Source organism: Bradyrhizobium canariense (assembly GCF_900105125.1).
GTDB classification, from domain to species: Bacteria; Pseudomonadota; Alphaproteobacteria; order Rhizobiales; family Xanthobacteraceae; genus Bradyrhizobium; species Bradyrhizobium canariense_A.
This window is the reverse complement of sequence record NZ_LT629750.1, coordinates 6,115,767-6,131,958: the sequence shown is the minus strand read 5'-3', so window position 1 is coordinate 6,131,958 and position 16,192 is coordinate 6,115,767. Positions and strand designations below refer to the sequence as shown.

The following is a 16,192-nucleotide window of genomic DNA, read 5'->3' as shown; positions in this document are numbered from 1 at the left end:
CGCCCGCACATGAAGAGACTGCGTCCCATAGCGATCCTCGCAGGCAGCCTGATGCTGGCAGCAAGTGGCGCAGTAGCGCAGGTCTCGCTGACGCCTCCCGGCTCTGAGCCGCCGCCGGCAGCCAACAAGCCTGCTGCCAAACCGCCAGCAAAACCGCGCGAGGTTGCCAAGGAAGCCGTCAAGAAGCCTGCAGCGGCGACGCCGAAGCCGGAAGCTACTCCGGCGCCGGCCGCCACCGCGACGCCCGCGCCCGACGATCCCCATGTCGATCTGGTCTACGGCGCTTTTCAGCGCGGGCAGTACAAAACCGCGTTCGATCTTGCCACCAAGCGCGTGCAGGAAAAGGGCGACCCGAAGGCCATGACGATGCTGGGCGAGCTCTATTCCAATGCATTTGGCGTCAAGCGCGATTATGCCAAGGCCATCGAGTGGTACAGGCGCGCCTCCGACGCCGGGGACCGTGAGGCCATGTTCTCGCTCGCCATGCTTCGCCTGTCCGGGCAAGGTGGCCCAGACGGCGGCGCCGAAGCCGCGAAGTTGCTGGCGTCCTCGGCCAAGCTCGGCAGCATGAAAGCCGCCTATAACCTCGCGCTGCTCTATATCGACGGGCAGACGCTGCCGCAGGATCTCAAGCGCGCCGCTGAATTACTCCGCGAGGCGGCCGATGCCGGTAATCCGGAAGCGCAATATGCGCTCGCGACATTCTACAAGGACGGCAACGGGGTGCCGAAGGACCCCGAAAAGTCGGTGCGGCTGCTGCAGGCGGCATCGCTGGCCGGCAATACCGACGCCGAGGTCGAATATGCCATCGCAATGTTCAACGGCACCGGCACGCCGCAAAACCGGCCTGCCGCGGTGGCGCTGCTGCGCAAGGCTGCCCGGGAAAACAGCCCGATCGCCCAAAACCGCCTCGCCTGGGTGCTGGTGAACGGACAGGGCGCGCCGGTGGACAAGATCGAGGGGCTGAAATGGCACCTGATCGCGAAAACCGCCGGAAAAGGCGACCCGATGCTCGACGAGGCCCTGGCCGATCTCAGCCCGGGCGATCGGGCCAAAGCTGAAGCCGCGGCGCGCAGATGGCTCGGCACCAAATGATCCGCCTTGACGCCCGCACAACCGCAGGGCACCCAGTCTCACCACTCCCGCGCTAGAACTTCAACAAGCCGAGATCATGCTGCATTCAGCCCTCATCAACGTCATGGTCAAAGCCGCGCGCCGCGCCGGCCGCAGCCTCAATCGCGATCTCGGCGAGGTCGAGAACCTCCAGGTGTCGCTGAAGGGACCGGCCAATTTCGTCACCATGGCGGACAAGCGCGCCGAGGAGATGATCTACACCGATCTGGCCAAGGCGCGGCCGGGTTACGGCTTCATCGGCGAGGAAGGCGGCACGCGCGAAGGCGCCGACAAGAGCCACACCTGGATCGTCGATCCGCTCGACGGCACCACGAATTTCCTGCACGGCATTCCGCAATTTGCGATCTCGATCGGCCTGCAGCGCGAGGGCACGATCATCGCGGGCGTCATCTACAATCCCGCCAATGACGAGCTCTACATCGCCGAACGCGGCAAGGGCGCCTTCCTCAACGAGCAGCGGCTGCGCGTCGCTGGCCGCCGCAAGCTCGATGAATGCGTGATCGCCTGCGGCCTGCCGCATATCGGACGCGGCGATCATGACCTGTCGCGCAAAGAAATGGCCGAGATCCAGAACAAGGTCGCGGGGCTTCGGCGGTTCGGCGCGGCGTCGCTCGACATGGCGTTCGTCGCCGCGGGCCGCCTCGACGGTTATTGGGAGCGCAATCTGCAGCCGTGGGACATGGCGGCCGGTCAGATCCTGGTGCGCGAGGCCGGCGGCGTCGTCAGCGGCATGGCCGGCGACGATGATCCGCTCAAGACCGGGCACCTCATCTGCGGCAATGAATTCGTCCACGGCGAGCTGGTGAAGATTCTCAAGCCGCTGGGCAAGTAGCGCCTACGCCGCCTTCATCCGGTAATGGCTGACGCCCCATTCGCTGCCGCCGGCGTAACCGAACAATCCTGATGTGGCGAGGAAGAACCAGCGCCAGCGCCGCATCCATAGCGCGGTGTCGCTGCCGTAGACCGGACGCAGGATGCCCTCGATCTGCTCGCGGCAAGAATCGAAATTGGCAAGCCAGCCGAGCGCGGTGCGCCGGTAATGCGTACCGCTCCAGCACCATTCCTTCTCGATCGCGAACAGATCGGCATATTGGCGGATCAAATGATGGCTCGGCATCACGCCGCCGGTGAAGAAATGCTGTGCGATCCAGTCTTCGCCATCGGCGCGATCGAACAGATAGGCGCCGGCCCGATGGGTAAAGATATGCGCGTCGCGGTGCGCGAGCACAGCCGCTGGATCGCGGCGCGAATAATGAGATCCGGCAGCGGCACGCGCCCCGCGGTCACGATCATGCTGGATACGAAGCTCATGCGGCCACTCCTTTATGCGGCGGCAACGGAAAGAACATGCTGGTACGCGACTGATAGTCACGGTAGCGCTCGCCGCGCGAGCGCAGCATCTGCTGCTCGAGCGGCGGGATGCCGGTGACGTGGACCAGGATCCAGTACATGAAGATCGGGGCCAGCAGCGCCGCCCAGCCCCAAGGATAACGAAGCGGGTCACCGGCCGAGATCGCGATGACCGGATAGGCTAGCCAGCCGAACCATTCGAAGAAATAGTTCGGATGCCGCGACCACCGCCACAGCCCGGCGTCGCAAACCCGGCCGTTGTTGGCGGGGTTGGTGCGGAAGCGCTTGAGCTGCGCGTCGGCCAGCGCTTCGCCAGATATGCCGACCACCAGCACCAGCGCGCCCAGATAATCCTGCAGCCGAAGCGCCGATTGAGGAAACCGCGCCGCAACAAAAATCGCAAACAAAAGCGGGATCGATCCTAATCCCTGATTTTGCAGGAACACGAACATCTTGCGCGATGAATCCGCGCCCCATTCGCTGGCAAAGGCCGCATAGCGCGGATCATCGGTGATCCCGGCGGTTCGCACCGCGATATGCGAGCCGAGCCGGATCGACCAGATCGCCACCAATGCCGCGACCAGCCATTGCCGCGGGTTTGGCCCGGCTCCGGCTATCGGCCACAACGCGCTGGCGGCACCGACGAGGCCGAGCGAGAACGTCCAGATAGTATCGACCCAACCGGAATTGCCGGTGCGCTGCTGCACCACCCAGGCACCGGCCATGAGGACCGACATGGACAGCACGATCGCGGCCAAGGCTTCCAAATAAAATAGGGCCTCTAAATAAAAAAGATTCATGCCAACGTTCCGGCTAAGCGTCAGAGACCTCAAAGATTTATGAAATACGCACAGGGTCTAAGCCCGGTTTCAGGTGCAAGTTCCCTGTTCCCGCCATGAACGGAGTGCAATTGGCTTTTTTCCCCGCGCCGCTGTGCCATATTGGTGCCCGAAAGCGCTTCCCCTGCAACAGGTGACGATCAGCCAATGTCTTCAGGCCCCTCTTCCCGCTCTGCGATGGAAATCGAACTGACCAAGTTGTCATCGCCACGAATTTTCCTGGTGCGGATGCTGGTATTTCTGGTGCTGTGCGCCCTCGTGATGGTGGTGCTCTACAAGCAGATCGTCATCGCGTTCTTCGCCAATCCGGGCCTGAACGCACTGATCGGGCTGGTGCTTTTGATCGGCACCATCCTGGCATTCCGCCAGGTAATCCGGCTTTATCCGGAAGTGGCCTGGGTCAACAATTTCCGCATCGCCGATCCCGGCCTTGCCATGGACCGGCGTCCCACGCTGCTGGCGCCGATGGCGGCGATCCTCGGTGGCGAGCGTACCGGGCGGATGACGATCACGCAGCAGACCATGCGGCATCTGCTGGACTCGATCGCAACCCGGCTCGATGAGGCCCGTGACATCTCCCGCTACATGACCGGCCTTCTGGTGTTCCTCGGGCTGCTCGGCACGTTCTGGGGCCTGATCGAAACGGTCGGCTCGGTCGGCAAGGTGATCGACGGATTGAAGGTCGGTGGCGACGCCGGCGCCTTGTTCGACACGCTGAAGGAGGGCCTCGCCGCGCCGCTCGGCGGCATGGGCATTTCGTTTTCGTCGTCGCTGTTCGGCCTCGCCGGCTCCCTGATCCTCGGCTTTCTCGATTTGCAATCGAGCCAGGCGCAGAACCGCTTCTATACCGACCTCGAGGACTGGCTCGCGACCACCGTGCGGGAATATTCTTCGGGCGAGACCGCCGTCAACGGCGCGAGCGGCGATCTGCACAACGCACTCGAACGGTTGCGTTCGAGCGTAGAGGAAAGCGGCGCCAATCGCGGCACCACGGTGGCGATGGCCAATCTCGCCGAAGCCATTCAGGGGCTAGTCGCGCATATGCGGACCGAACAGCAGATGATCCGCGAATGGGCTGACGGCCAGGGCGAGCAGAACCGCGAGATCAGGAAATTGCTCGAGCGGTTGGCGCGCGAGCCCGAGAAGAACTAGTACGAGATCATTGATGTCGACTTTGAGGACGAACGGCGTATGCAGTCTTACCTCTCCCTTAGGGAGAGGGGGTGCACTGCGTTCGTCGAAGTGCGATCGACCACGAACCTAGCAGAGGACGACGATGGCCCTTGCACGTGCACGCCGCAGCGAATCCGCGTTCAACTATTGGCCGGGTTTTGTCGACGCGCTGTCGACGCTGGTGCTTTCGATCGTGTTTCTGCTTTCGGTGTTCCTGGTGGTGCAGTTTTTCCTGTCGCAGCAGATCAGCGGCAAGGACAAGGCGCTGGAACAGCTCAACGCCAGGATCGCGCAGCTGAATGACATGCTGTCGCTGGAAAAGCTCGGCAAGCTCAATCTCGACGACCAGATCTCGCAGTTGCGCGCGGGGCTGTCATCCGCCGAGGGTGAGCGCGACCGCGTCAAAGGCCTGTATGAGGGCCTCGCCAACGCCGGCAATGATGCCGCCGGCCGAACCACCGAACTCAACAAGGCGCTGGATTCCGAAAGAGGAGTTTCGACCCGCGCACTGGCGCAGATCGAAGTGCTGACCCAGCAGATCAGTGCGCTGCGACGGCAGCTTGCGGCGCTGGAAGAAGCGCTCGACGCCTCGGATAAACGCGACAAGGAATCGCAGGGACGAATCGCCGATCTCGGACAGCGGCTGAACGTCGCGCTGGCGCAGCGGGTGCAGGAATTGTCGCGCTACCGGTCGGAGTTCTTCGGCCGGCTGCGCGCCATCCTGGGCAACCGGCCGGATATCCGTGTTGTCGGCGACCGTTTCGTTTTCCAGTCTGAAGTATTTTTCGACACCGGACAGGCGCAATTGCTGCCCGAAGGCCGCGCCGAACTCGACAAGGTGGCGAACGCATTGACCGATCTCGACAAGCAGATTCCGAGCGAGATCGCCTGGGTGCTGCGGGTCGATGGCCACACCGATGCGCGACCGATCACCAACAGCCCGTTGTTCAAGTCGAACTGGGAATTGTCATCGGCACGCGCGATTGCGGTGGTGCAGTATCTGATATCGCTCGGCGTGCCGGCACAGCGGCTGGTCGCGGCCGGCTTTGCCGAATTCCAGCCGCTGGACACCGCGCAGACCGAAGATGCCTACAAGCGCAATCGCCGCATCGAGCTGAAGCTGACGGAAAGATAGTGGTGATATCGTCGCGTCTCTCACAACATCGTCATGGCCGGGCTAGTCCCGGCGATCCACGTCTAGTTGTGGCCCCGCAAGGAAGGACGTGGATGCCCGGCACAGGGCCGGGCATGACGGCTCGGGTTTCGGCTTGAGTCCTTCCTTCACCCTTCGTCCCTATCGCACCAAGGACGAAGACGCCACGATCGCGCTGTGGCAGCGCACCTGGCAACAAGCCTATCCTTCAATCGATTTTGCCGCGCGTGTGGCCTGGTGGCGCGAACGCTGGCGGGATGAGCTGGTGCCGAACGCCGCGATCGTTGTGGCAGAGCAGGCCGACGTGCTGATCGGATTCGTGACGATCGATGATTCCGGTTATCTCGACCAATTGGTGGTCGCGCCAGATCACTGGGGCTCGACGCTCGGCGATGCGCTTGTCGACGAAGCAAAACGCCGGTCACCAGAGCGCGTCACGCTGCTCGTCAACCAGGACAATGCCCGCGCCATCCGCTTCTACGGGCGCAACGGCTTTGTGCATGCCGGCGAGGACGTCAATCCGACGTCAGGCCGGCCAGTGTTGCGGATGGAGTGGAAGGGAAGCTCGTCATTGCGAGGAGCGTAGCGACGACCTGTCCGCCGTAGCTTTTTAGCGAAGGCGGAAGCAATCCAGTTTCCCTGCTCTGGATTGCTTCGCGGAGCCTGTCATCGGGCGCGCATTCGCGCGACCCGTTGGCTCGCAATGACGGCTTATATCCCCTCGAACTGCAGCCGGGCCAGCCGGGCGTAGAGTCCGTTGGCGGCGACCAGCGAGGCGTGGGTGCCCTGCTCGACGATGCGGCCCTGCTCCATCACCAGGATCCGATCACAGGACAGGACGGTCGCGAGGCGATGGGCGATCACCAGCGTGGTGCGGTGGCGCATCAGTTCTTCGAGCGCGGTCTGCACCAGCGTTTCGCTTTCCGCATCGAGCGCAGAGGTCGCTTCATCGAGCAGCAGCAGCGGCGCGTCGCGCAGGATCGCGCGTGCGATCGCGATGCGCTGGCGCTGGCCGCCCGACAGCGTTACGCCACGCTCGCCAAGTTGCGCCTCGAAGCCGCCAGGCAGGCGGCGGATGAACTCGGTGGCATGCGCCAGATCCGCGGCGCGTTCGATCTCGGCGTCGGTGGCTTCCGGCCGGCCGAAGCGGATATTCTCGCGCGCGGTCGTGGCAAACGCCACCGACTCCTGCGGCACCAAAGCGATGCGGGCGCGCACGTCATGCGGATCGGCTGACCGGATCGGCACGCCGTCGATCGTGATGGTTCCGGATGCCGGATCGTAGAATCGCAGCAGCAGATGAAACAGCGTGCTCTTGCCCGCCCCTGAAGGGCCGACGATCGCGACCTTCTCGCCGGCGCGGACCGAGAATGAGACGCCATCGACCGCGGCAGCATCCGGCCGGGTCGGATAGGCGAAGCGGACGTTGTCAAAACTGACGTCGCCGCGCGCCGGCATCGGCAGCGCGCGCGGCGACGCCGGCACGGTGATGTCGGATGTGACGCGCAGAATTTCGAATAATCTTTCTGCGGCGCCTGAGGCAGCGGAAACCTCGCCCCAGACCTCGCTGAGCTGGCCGAGTGCCGCCGCGGCAAACGCTGCGTACAGAATAAACTGGCCGAGCCGCCCCGGCGTGATGGCGCCGCTCAGCACATCGTGCGACCCGATCCACAGGATCACCACGACGCTGGTAAAGACGATGAAGATGATGATCGCGGTCAGCACCCCGCGCGCGCGGGTGGACGTCCGCGCCGCGTCATAGGCCTGTTCGACTTCGCTGCCGAAGCGCGCATTGGCCAGCCGCTCGCCGGTATAGGCCTGCACGGTCCTGATGGCGCCGACCAGTTCGGACGCATAGGCGGACGCTTCGGCGAGCGTATCCTGCGCGTTACGCGACAATCGCCGAACCCAGCGGCCGAACGCCACCAGCGGCAGCACGATCAGCGGAATCGCCAACAGCACGAACCCCGAAAGCCGGGGGCTCGTGAACACCATCATCGCGGTGGCGCCTAAAAACAGCAGCAGGTTGCGCAACGCGATCGACGCCGAGGCGCCGGCCGCGGACTTGATCTGGGTGGTGTCGGCGGTGAGCCGCGAGATCAGTTCGCCGCTGCGCGCGGAATCGAAGAAGGCCGGCGACAGCGAAATCAGATGCGCGAACACGTCGCGCCTGAGATCGGCGACGATCCGCTCGCCGATGGTCATTACCAGATAATAGCGCGATGCGCTGGCCAGGGCGAGCACCGCGACCACTAGGATCATCACGCCGAAATAGCTGTTGATCATCGCGATGCCTTTCGGGGTGAACCCGAAATCGATCATCCGCCGAACCGCGACCGGCACCACCAGGGTCGTGATCGCGGCGACCGTAAGCGAAACCACAGCCAGAATGGCGCGCCAGCGGTACCGCGCGATATAAGGCGCCAATGCCAGCAGCGGGCGCAGCCGCGCGCGGTTCTTGGCCGGCGATTCCGTCAGCACCGTTTCGATGGAAGATGCCTCTGCCGGCGCCGGATCCTGCAACGGCGTTTCGCCGTCGCTGCCGTCAAGCCGCTCCACTGCACTCATGAGTCTGACCTATCGCTTTGGCTAATCGCCGCCCCCAGATAGGCCCCGGCGCCTGCGCTGGCAAATCCGTAAGAGACCGGAAGAGAGATGGCTTCAGTCCCATTAGTTGGCTTGTTTTGGCGGGCTGGCTGCGTTATAGAGCCGGCCAAATCCGCAACCCTGAGATCTCTTGGACAGGCGCCGGCGCGCCGAAGGATATGCCATGAAAGCCGAAATTCACCCGGATTATCATACGATTACGGTCGTGATGACCGATGGCACCGAGTATCAGACCCGCTCGACCTGGGGCAAGGCGGGTGACAAGCTGAACCTCGATATCGACTCCAAATCGCATCCGGCCTGGATCGGCGGCTCCCAGCAGCTGCTCGACCGCGGCGGCCGTGTTTCGCGGTTCCAGAAGAAATTTTCGGGCTTCCTCAAGAAGGATTGAGAACCTCTTCAATCACCTTCTTTTGAGCCAAACGCAAAAACGCCCCTGGTCAGGGGCGTTTTTATTTGTCCCGGGTCATTTTGTCTCATTACGAGCAGCAACGCGACGAAGCCATCCGGGGTCCAAGGAAGGTCCGGATCGCCTTGTCACTTCGTTCTTCGTGATGACGATGAAGATAGAGCTTACTGCTCGAACGCTTCCTTGAGGCGATTGAGCTGCGGCACCAGCGGATTACCGATCGCGGCGCGTTCGGACCCCGTGGCGTGCATGGTGCTGTCGAGACGGCGCACCTTGGTTTGCAGGGTCATCGAACGGGCGATCAGGTCCTGCAATTGTTGCGGCAGTTTGTCGATCATGTCCGAGGCGCCGGGATCGGCGGCACTGAGCCGGACCTTGGTCTTTTCGCGATTGGCCTGGGTCAGCGTCATCTCGCCTTCCTTCACCGCACGGTGCAGCAAAAGCCATGACGCCAGTTGCATCAGGCGCGTGGTCAGCCGCATGCTCTCGGTCGCGTAAGTAAGGCTGACAGAACGATCGAGCGCCTTGGCCTCGGCGCGGCCGATCCCGTCGAGATAGGCGGCGGTCTCCTCGACCAGATCCATGCCTTCCCGGAACAGAGTACCGAACGCCGCGGAATTGGTCAGCCGCTCGCTGAATTGCACTAGAGCGGTTTCTCCTTGCGAACGGTCCGACATGGTTAACGCCTCACGCCACTGATTACACCACCGGTTTGGAAAGCGCCGGCTTATGATGAACAAATCATTGCGCGAGCGTGGGCGAGAGTCCAGCCACAAGACTTTTTATGGTTTCCACGAGGTGCGGTCATTCAATGACCAATGCCCAAAAGCCCCGTTTCGAAACACTTTGGCGACGATGCAGGCTCGCCAAAAAAAGAGCCGCCGTTTCCGGCGGCTTTTGAAGTTGATAACAGGGAGGCGTCAAACAGAGTGGACAGGAGCCACTCGGTGTCCAAAAGAGGACGATCCAAGTCATAATCGAGAAAGCTTAACGGGTCGTAAACGAACGATTTTCTTTAGGCTTCGTTTGCCATGTCGGCCATTGGCCGAGTGCGCAGGCACCGTGACGCAAATTTGCGCCACGGTCGTCGCGCGAACGCCGAGGCCCATCGGCTTGATCAGGACGATGCCGGACCAGGACGACGCCGATTACGATTTGAAAAAACTATTCGCGGCGTCCTTGGAGGCGCGCTTCTTGGTCGCCGCCTGCTGCAGCCGTTCGATCTCCGAGGTCATCAGCGCAATGCGTTCGTTGAGTTCCTCGACCGACAACAGCGACAGGTCCTGCCCGATCTCGTGCGTGATTTTCTTTCTCGGCTTGTCGTCGTCCTCGATCGCCATGCGTCGTCCTCCTCCAGCGTTTCCGAGCGAAGCGGCTACCGGTTCGCGTGCAGAAAACGCGTCAAAACAAAAGACCGGGTTCGAGAATATGCTGAGGCGGTTGCCAGCCGGAGCATGGCTGGTTAATGCAGGTGCGGCCTCCCGAATTCCCGCGTTTCGCAAGGACAAATCATGGAAAAGCTGCCCGCGCAAATGACCGTCATCGGCATCAGCAAGCCCGGCGGCCCGGAAGTGCTGCTGCCTGAGAACCGCGCCGTGCCGGCGCCCGGTCCGGGCGAGATTTTGATCAAGGTCGCGGCTGCGGGCGTGAACCGGCCCGACGTCGCGCAGCGCTCCGGCAGCTATCCGCCGCCGCCGGGCGCCAGCGACCTGCCCGGCCTTGAAATATCAGGCGAAGTGGTTGCGATCGGCAGCGGTGCAAGCAAGCACAAGATCGGCGACAAGGTGATGTCGCTGGTCGCCGGTGGCGGCTACGCGCAATATTGCATCGCGCAAGATGCCCAGGCGATGGCGGTGCCGTCGGCGCTGTCGATGACCGAAGCCGGCGCCATCCCGGAAACGCTGATGACGGTCTGGCACAATGTGTTCGAGCGCGGCGCGCTGAAAGCCGGCGAGACGCTGCTGGTCCATGGCGGCTCCTCCGGCATCGGCACCATGGCGATCCAGTTGGCCAAGGCCTTTGGCGCCACCGTGATCGTGACCGTCGGATCCAAGGAAAAGGCCGACGCCTGCTTAAAACTCGGCGCCGATCACGCGATCAACTACAAGACCCAGGACTTCGTCGCCGAGGTGAAGACGATCACCGATGGCAAGGGTGTCAATGTCATCCTCGACATGGTCGGCGGCGATTACATCGATCGCAACTATGACGCGGCCGCGACCGACGGACGCGTGGTCCAGATCGCGTTTCTGAGCGGCCAGCCCAAGGCAACCGTCAACTTCGCCAAGCTGATGGTGAAGCGGCTGCACCATACCGGTTCGACGCTGCGCCCCCGTAGTAATGCGGATAAGGCGGCCATGGTCGCAGCCATCGAGGCCAAGGTCATGCCGCTGCTGCGCGAAGGGCGCATCAAACCGCTGATGGACAGCACGTTTCCGCTGGAAAAGGCCGCCGACGCACACCGGCGCATGGAGAGCAGCGAACATATTGGCAAAATTGTGTTGGTTGCCTGAGACTCGTGAACGCATCGTTACTGGAAACCCTTTGATTTCCTTCGCTTTCATGTCATTTATCGCCGCAACATTGGGCAACTCACCTCGCCCATAGCGGCTGTTGATAGCGGAGAACTGATTTGCGTCTGATCAGGTGCCTTGCGCTGCTCGCGCTGGGCCTCATGACGTTTGCCGCCACGACGCCGGCGCGCGCCCTCGACGCCGTCAGCGTCCGCAGTGACGCGCCCGCGATCGACCTCACCGGCGTGCTCGAGCATCAGCACAGCGACAGTGACCGCATTCAAGTTTCGACGGCGCCCGGCACCGATGGCATCGTTCGCCGCATCGAAGTTCGTGCCCGCGAAGGCGGACAGAACTGGGTGGTGTTCGCGCTCGCCAACAACACCGACGACCAGCTCGATCGCCTGATCGTCGCCCCTCACTACCGCATCGTGTCGTCGGGACTGATATGGCCCGATCTCGGATTGTCGCGCATCGCAACCATTACACCGTCGACCGGCGACCGTCCTGAACGCCAGGAAAGTCCGACCGCGGACGTCTTCCGCATTACGCTCGACCCTGGCGCCGTGATCACCTTTGTCGCGGAATTGCGAACCGATAAATTGCCGCAGCTCTATCTGTGGGAACCCGACGCCTACAAGGACAAGGTCAACTCGTTCACGCTGTACCAGGGCATCGTGATCGGCATTTCCGGTTTGCTGGCGCTGGTGCTGACCATCCTGTTCGTGGTCAAGGGCAGCATCATGTTTCCCGCTGCCGCGGCGCTGGCATGGGCGGTGCTGGTCTATATCGGCGTCGATTTCGGCTTCTGGGGCAAGGTGCTCGACATGTCGAACAACGCCGAGCGGGTGTGGCGCGCGGCGGGCGAAGCGATGCTGGCTGCGACGCTATTGGTGTTTTTATTCGCCTATCTCAATCTCAGCCGCTGGCACGTGCGCTATTCCCACATCACCGTCGGCTGGCTTTTCTTTCTCGGTTCGCTGGTGGCGCTGGCGCTGTTCGATCCGGCGGTCGCCTCGGGCATCGCTCGGATGTCGCTGGTGCTGATCGCGTTCGCGGGCTTCGCGCTGATCGTCTATCTGTCGACCCATGGCTTCGACCGCGCCGTGCTGTTGATCCCGACCTGGTTCCTGCTGGTGGTCTGGGTGGTCGCGGCCGGCATGGCGGTCGCCGGCAGCGTGACCAACGACATCGTCGGCCCCGCATTGCTCGGCGGCCTGGTCCTGATCGTGATGCTGATCGGATTTACGGTGATGCAGCACGCTTTTGCCGGCGGCGGCGCCACCACCGGCGTGGTCTCCGACGTCGAACGCCGAGCGCTGGCGCTGACCGGCTCCGGCGACCTGATCTGGGACTGGGACGTCTCGGCCGACAAGGTCTTCACCAGCCCCGAGACCGAAAGCCTGCTGGGCCTGAAACGCGGCACGCTGGAGGGCCCCGCCGCGAAATGGCTCGAGGTGCTGCATCCGCTCGATCAGGATCGTTTTCGCGCCGCGCTGGACAGCGTGCTCGACCAGCGCCGCGGCCGGCTGGTGCAGGACTTCCGGCTGCGCACGCCCGACGGACATTTCATGTGGTTCGCGTTGAAGGCACGACCGGTGGTCGGTTCCGATGGCGAGGTGTCGCGCGTGGTCGGCACGCTCACCGATGTGACCGAGATCAAGAACGCCGAAGAACGCCTGCTGCACGACTCCGTGCATGACAACCTCACCGGCCTGCCAAACCGTCAGTTGTTCATCGATCGCCTCGGCGCGGTCGCCAATTTGTCCAAGACCATGCCGAGCCTGCGGCCGACGCTGATGGTGATCGACCTCGACCGCTTCAAGCAGGTCAACGATTCCGTCGGCATCGCGGTCGGCGATTCCATTCTGCTGACGCTGGCCCGCCGGCTGACCCGCATCCTGAAACCGCAGGACACCCTGGCACGGCTGGCCGGTGACCAGTTCGGCCTGATCCTGCTGTCGGAACAGGACCCGGCGCGTATCACCGCCTTCGCCGAGACCATCCGCAAGACCATCCGTGCGCCGATCGCATTCAATGATCGCGAGATTTTTCTAACCGCTTCCATTGGCCTTGCGCTGAGCGATCCGCAGACCCAGCTGTCCGACGAGATCATCAAGGACGCCGAGCTTGCGATGTATCATTCCAAGCGCATCGGCGGCGACCGTATCGATGTCTACAAACCCGCGATGCGCGCGCGCAAGACCGACCGGCTGACGCTGGAATCCGAATTGCGACGCGCCATCGAGCGTGAGGAAATCACTATCCTGTACCAGCCGATCGTGCGGCTGGAAGATCGTTCGATCGCCGGCTTCGAAGCCCTGGCGCGCTGGGATCATCCAAAACTGGGACGGATGTCGCCGTCGGAATTCATCTCGATCGCCGAGGAGATCGGCCTGATCGTCGATCTCGGCATGTTCGTGATGGACCAGACGGCCAAGCAACTCGCGATCTGGCAGCGCGCGATGCGCTCGCGCGACCCGATCTTCGCCAGCGTCAACGTCTCGTCGCGGCAATTGCTGCGGCACGATCTGATCCACGATATCCGCACCGTGCTGTCGCGCTCCTCGGTGGCGCGCGGCACGCTGAAGCTCGAGCTGACCGAATCGCTGGTCATGGAAAACCCGGAACACGCAGCCCAGATGCTGACGCGGATTCGCGAACTCGGCACCGGGCTGTCGCTGGATGATTTCGGCACCGGCCATTCGTCGCTGGCCTATCTGCAGCGCTTTCCGTTCGACACCATCAAGATCGACCAGTCGTTCGTGCGCACCACCAGCCGCGGCACGCGCCCCGTGATCCTGAAATCGATCATCGCGCTGGCGCATGATCTCGGAATGGACGTGGTGGCCGAAGGCGCGGAGACCGATTCCGACGCGGTCGAGCTCTATCAGCTCGGCTGCGAATACGCGCAAGGCTTTGCCTTCGGCGAGCCGATGGATGCCGACGCCGCGATGCGGCTATTGACCGAAGAACGGCTCGAGGCGGCGAGCTAGTACGCTCGTCATTGCCGGGCCTGACCCGGCAATCCATCCGTTTCGAAAGATGCATTTAGCGAAGATTGATGGATACGCGGGTCAAGCCCGCGTATGACGAAGGTGCCTCACTTCATCCGCTTGAACCGCACGCCCTTGCCGTCCGCAAGCCGCGTGGCGATGTAGCCGCCGGCAAGGCAGGCCTCGCGCTGTGGCATCTTTTCCTGGGGGCTGCGCAGCGTTTCCCACCATGATGCCCGCTGCGCGGCGCGCGGCAGCACGGCATCGATGAGTTCCTCGATCTGGTCGAAGCTCAGGACGAATTCGGCCAGGGTCTGCTTTTTCAGATAATCGCGCAGCGCGTCGTAGTCGTTCACTTGCATTCCTGGTTGTAAAAGGCATTCGAAAAATGTCGCGCGGTTTGAGCAGTATGCACCCCGTCCCGGCAACCCATCGTTAACTTATTACCGCATCGTTGTCGTCACTTAAGCCGGTCGCAACGATTCCGGACGTATCTGGCGGGATCGGGAGCGAATAATGAGATTCGGACGGCGCAGGAACGAGGCCAGCCGGCCTTGGCGGCTATCAGCCAAGTTGCTGATCGCGTCCTCCGTGGTCACCATCATCGGCTTCTCCGCGATTTGCGCCAGCGTCCTGCTCGACATGCGTCGCGGCGAGGAGGCATTGGCCCGCCAGACGCTTGAGAACCTCGCATCCGGCATCGACGCCGACATCGGCCGCAACGTCGAGCTTTATGACCTGTCGCTACGCGCGGTCGCGAGCAGCATGGTGATGCCGGAGGTCAAGGACCTCAGCAAGCCGATCCGGCACCTGATCCTGTTCGACCACGCGGCGACTGCAAAACATTTTGGCGCGATCCAGGTGTTCGACGCCGACGGACAACTGACCGTCGACGCTTCGACGCTGGATCCTGTTCCCGAAAACCGCGCCGACGAAGAATTCTTCAAGGTGCATCGCGACCGACCCGATACCGGGCTGTTCATCAGCCGACCGATGCTGCATCGCGGCTCTTATGCCATCGTGCTGAGCCGGCGCATCACCGGAGCCGACGGGCGCTTTCTCGGCGTGGTCGCGGGCTCGATACGCTTCAGTTATTTTCACGAGATGTTCGGCCGTCTCAACCTTGGCCTGGCAGACACCATCACCGTGGTTCGCCGCGACGGCACCGTTATCATGCGGGTGCCGTTCGACCTCGATGTCATCGGCAAAAACATCGGAGATGTTGCCGGCGTGAAACGAGCGCTGTCCGAACCGAGCGGATGGTATTCAGGCCAGAGTGTGATCGACGGGATGTCGCGGCTCTATGTCTGGCGCGACGGCACCAAGCCGCTCGTCGTTCTGGTTGGCAAGCCATGGAGCAGCATTCTCAACCTCTGGCGCAAGGAGGCGATCCGGATCGGCGCGATCATGATGGCGCTGGTCCTGTTCATGCTCGCCGTGACCCTGTTCCTCGCGCGCGAAATCAGCCGCCGCGCGCAGGCGGAGGACAAGCTCGAGGAACTCGCGACAACCGATGCGCTGACGGGCCTGAAGAACCGGCGCAAGTTCGACGCCACGATGGATGACGAGTGGCGGCGTGCGACCCGCCAGCAAACGCCGCTCGCGCTCCTGATGATCGACGCCGACCATTTCAAGGCCTACAACGACACGTTCGGACATCAGGCCGGCGACCAGGTGCTGATCGGGATTGCCATCTGCATCTCGGATTCGGTTCGTCGCGCCGGCGATTGCGCCGCGCGATATGGCGGCGAGGAATTCGCCGTGTTGTTGCCGGGGCTATCATCCCCGGAAGCACTGGTGGTCGCCGAAAAGATCCGGCTGAAAGTCCAGCAATGGTCCGACGAGTCGGAAATCAACACCGTCAGCATCGGCATCGCCAGTCTGACGCCTGGCGCAACGATCGACTGGTCCGAGCTAGTGGGGGCTGCCGATAAAGCGCTTTACGCGGCCAAGGCCAATGGCCGTAACCAATCCGTACTGGCCAGCATCCCGAAGCTTTCGCTGGTGGCCTAGGAGTT

The 16,192-nt window shown here is 62.8% G+C and carries 14 protein-coding genes and 1 pseudogene; 9 read left to right on the top strand and 6 right to left on the bottom strand.

Annotation, left to right across the window (positions count from 1 at the left end; translation table 11 throughout):
- Positions 1 to 9: 9 nt before the first annotated feature.
- Positions 10 to 1,095, top strand: coding sequence for a tetratricopeptide repeat protein (locus BLV09_RS28990; protein WP_146689831.1), 1,086 nt, complete (start codon positions 10 to 12; stop codon positions 1,093 to 1,095).
- Positions 1,096 to 1,171: 76 nt separating this feature from the next.
- Positions 1,172 to 1,966, top strand: coding sequence for an inositol monophosphatase family protein (locus BLV09_RS28985; RefSeq protein ID WP_146689830.1), 795 nt, complete (start codon positions 1,172 to 1,174; stop codon positions 1,964 to 1,966).
- 3 nt (positions 1,967 to 1,969) lie between these two features.
- On the opposite strand, the pseudogene BLV09_RS28980 reads toward BLV09_RS28985, so the two are convergent.
- A pseudogene (locus tag BLV09_RS28980) lies at positions 1,970 to 2,341 on the bottom strand (SAM-dependent methyltransferase); the annotation flags it as partial.
- A 100-nt stretch (positions 2,342 to 2,441) separates the two neighbouring features.
- On the bottom strand, positions 2,442 to 3,221 hold the full coding sequence (locus BLV09_RS28975; protein WP_433994363.1) for a DUF1295 domain-containing protein: 780 nt from the start codon (positions 3,219 to 3,221) through the stop codon (positions 2,442 to 2,444).
- A gap of 249 nt (positions 3,222 to 3,470) precedes the next feature.
- Here BLV09_RS28975 and BLV09_RS28970 point away from each other — a divergent pair, with 249 nt between their 5' ends.
- From BLV09_RS28970 to BLV09_RS28960, 3 genes are all read left to right on the top strand, one after another.
- Positions 3,471 to 4,475, top strand: a complete 1,005-nt coding sequence (locus tag BLV09_RS28970; RefSeq protein ID WP_146689828.1) for a flagellar motor protein MotA — start codon at positions 3,471 to 3,473, stop codon at positions 4,473 to 4,475.
- A gap of 124 nt (positions 4,476 to 4,599) precedes the next feature.
- The gene (locus BLV09_RS28965; protein ID WP_100385614.1) at positions 4,600 to 5,631 is read left to right on the top strand and encodes a peptidoglycan -binding protein; all 1,032 of its coding nucleotides are present in this window, start codon (positions 4,600 to 4,602) and stop codon (positions 5,629 to 5,631) included.
- A gap of 133 nt (positions 5,632 to 5,764) precedes the next feature.
- Positions 5,765 to 6,235 carry a GNAT family N-acetyltransferase gene (locus tag BLV09_RS28960; RefSeq protein WP_146691348.1) on the top strand — a complete coding sequence of 157 codons (471 nt, stop codon included), beginning with the start codon at positions 5,765 to 5,767 and terminating at the stop codon, positions 6,233 to 6,235.
- 125 nt (positions 6,236 to 6,360) lie between these two features.
- Here BLV09_RS28960 and BLV09_RS28955 read toward each other — a convergent pair whose 3' ends face one another.
- Entirely contained in the window at positions 6,361 to 8,217 is a 1,857-nt protein-coding gene (locus BLV09_RS28955; protein ID WP_100385613.1) for an ABC transporter transmembrane domain-containing protein, read from the bottom strand.
- 202 nt (positions 8,218 to 8,419) lie between these two features.
- Between BLV09_RS28955 and rpmE the strand changes: the two genes are divergently transcribed.
- The gene (rpmE, locus tag BLV09_RS28950) at positions 8,420 to 8,647 is read left to right on the top strand and encodes a 50S ribosomal protein L31 (protein ID WP_100387432.1); all 228 of its coding nucleotides are present in this window, start codon (positions 8,420 to 8,422) and stop codon (positions 8,645 to 8,647) included.
- Between the two features lie 182 nt (positions 8,648 to 8,829).
- Here the strand turns inward: rpmE and BLV09_RS28945 are convergent, their stop codons facing one another.
- Both BLV09_RS28945 and BLV09_RS28940 read right to left on the bottom strand, forming a co-directional pair.
- The gene (locus BLV09_RS28945; RefSeq protein ID WP_100385612.1) at positions 8,830 to 9,342 is read right to left on the bottom strand and encodes a DUF1465 family protein; all 513 of its coding nucleotides are present in this window, start codon (positions 9,340 to 9,342) and stop codon (positions 8,830 to 8,832) included.
- Positions 9,343 to 9,813: 471 nt separating this feature from the next.
- Positions 9,814 to 10,005: a DUF1192 domain-containing protein gene (locus tag BLV09_RS28940; RefSeq protein WP_100385611.1), complete on the bottom strand. Its 192-nt coding sequence runs from the start codon at positions 10,003 to 10,005 to the stop codon at positions 9,814 to 9,816.
- Between the two features lie 171 nt (positions 10,006 to 10,176).
- Between BLV09_RS28940 and BLV09_RS28935 the strand changes: the two genes are divergently transcribed.
- Complete coding sequence (locus BLV09_RS28935; protein ID WP_146689827.1) at positions 10,177 to 11,178, top strand: NAD(P)H-quinone oxidoreductase; 1,002 nt, start codon at positions 10,177 to 10,179, stop codon at positions 11,176 to 11,178.
- A gap of 119 nt (positions 11,179 to 11,297) precedes the next feature.
- A complete protein-coding gene (locus BLV09_RS28930) occupies positions 11,298 to 14,174 on the top strand; it encodes an EAL domain-containing protein (RefSeq protein ID WP_100385609.1) in 2,877 nt (958 codons plus the stop codon).
- A gap of 107 nt (positions 14,175 to 14,281) precedes the next feature.
- On the opposite strand, the gene BLV09_RS28925 is transcribed toward BLV09_RS28930, so the two are convergent.
- On the bottom strand, positions 14,282 to 14,530 hold the full coding sequence (locus tag BLV09_RS28925; RefSeq protein WP_100387431.1) for a DUF7662 domain-containing protein: 249 nt from the start codon (positions 14,528 to 14,530) through the stop codon (positions 14,282 to 14,284).
- Between the two features lie 160 nt (positions 14,531 to 14,690).
- Here BLV09_RS28925 and BLV09_RS28920 point away from each other — a divergent pair, with 160 nt between their 5' ends.
- Positions 14,691 to 16,187: a sensor domain-containing diguanylate cyclase gene (locus tag BLV09_RS28920; RefSeq protein ID WP_146689826.1), complete on the top strand. Its 1,497-nt coding sequence runs from the start codon at positions 14,691 to 14,693 to the stop codon at positions 16,185 to 16,187.
- Positions 16,188 to 16,192 lie beyond the last annotated feature (5 nt).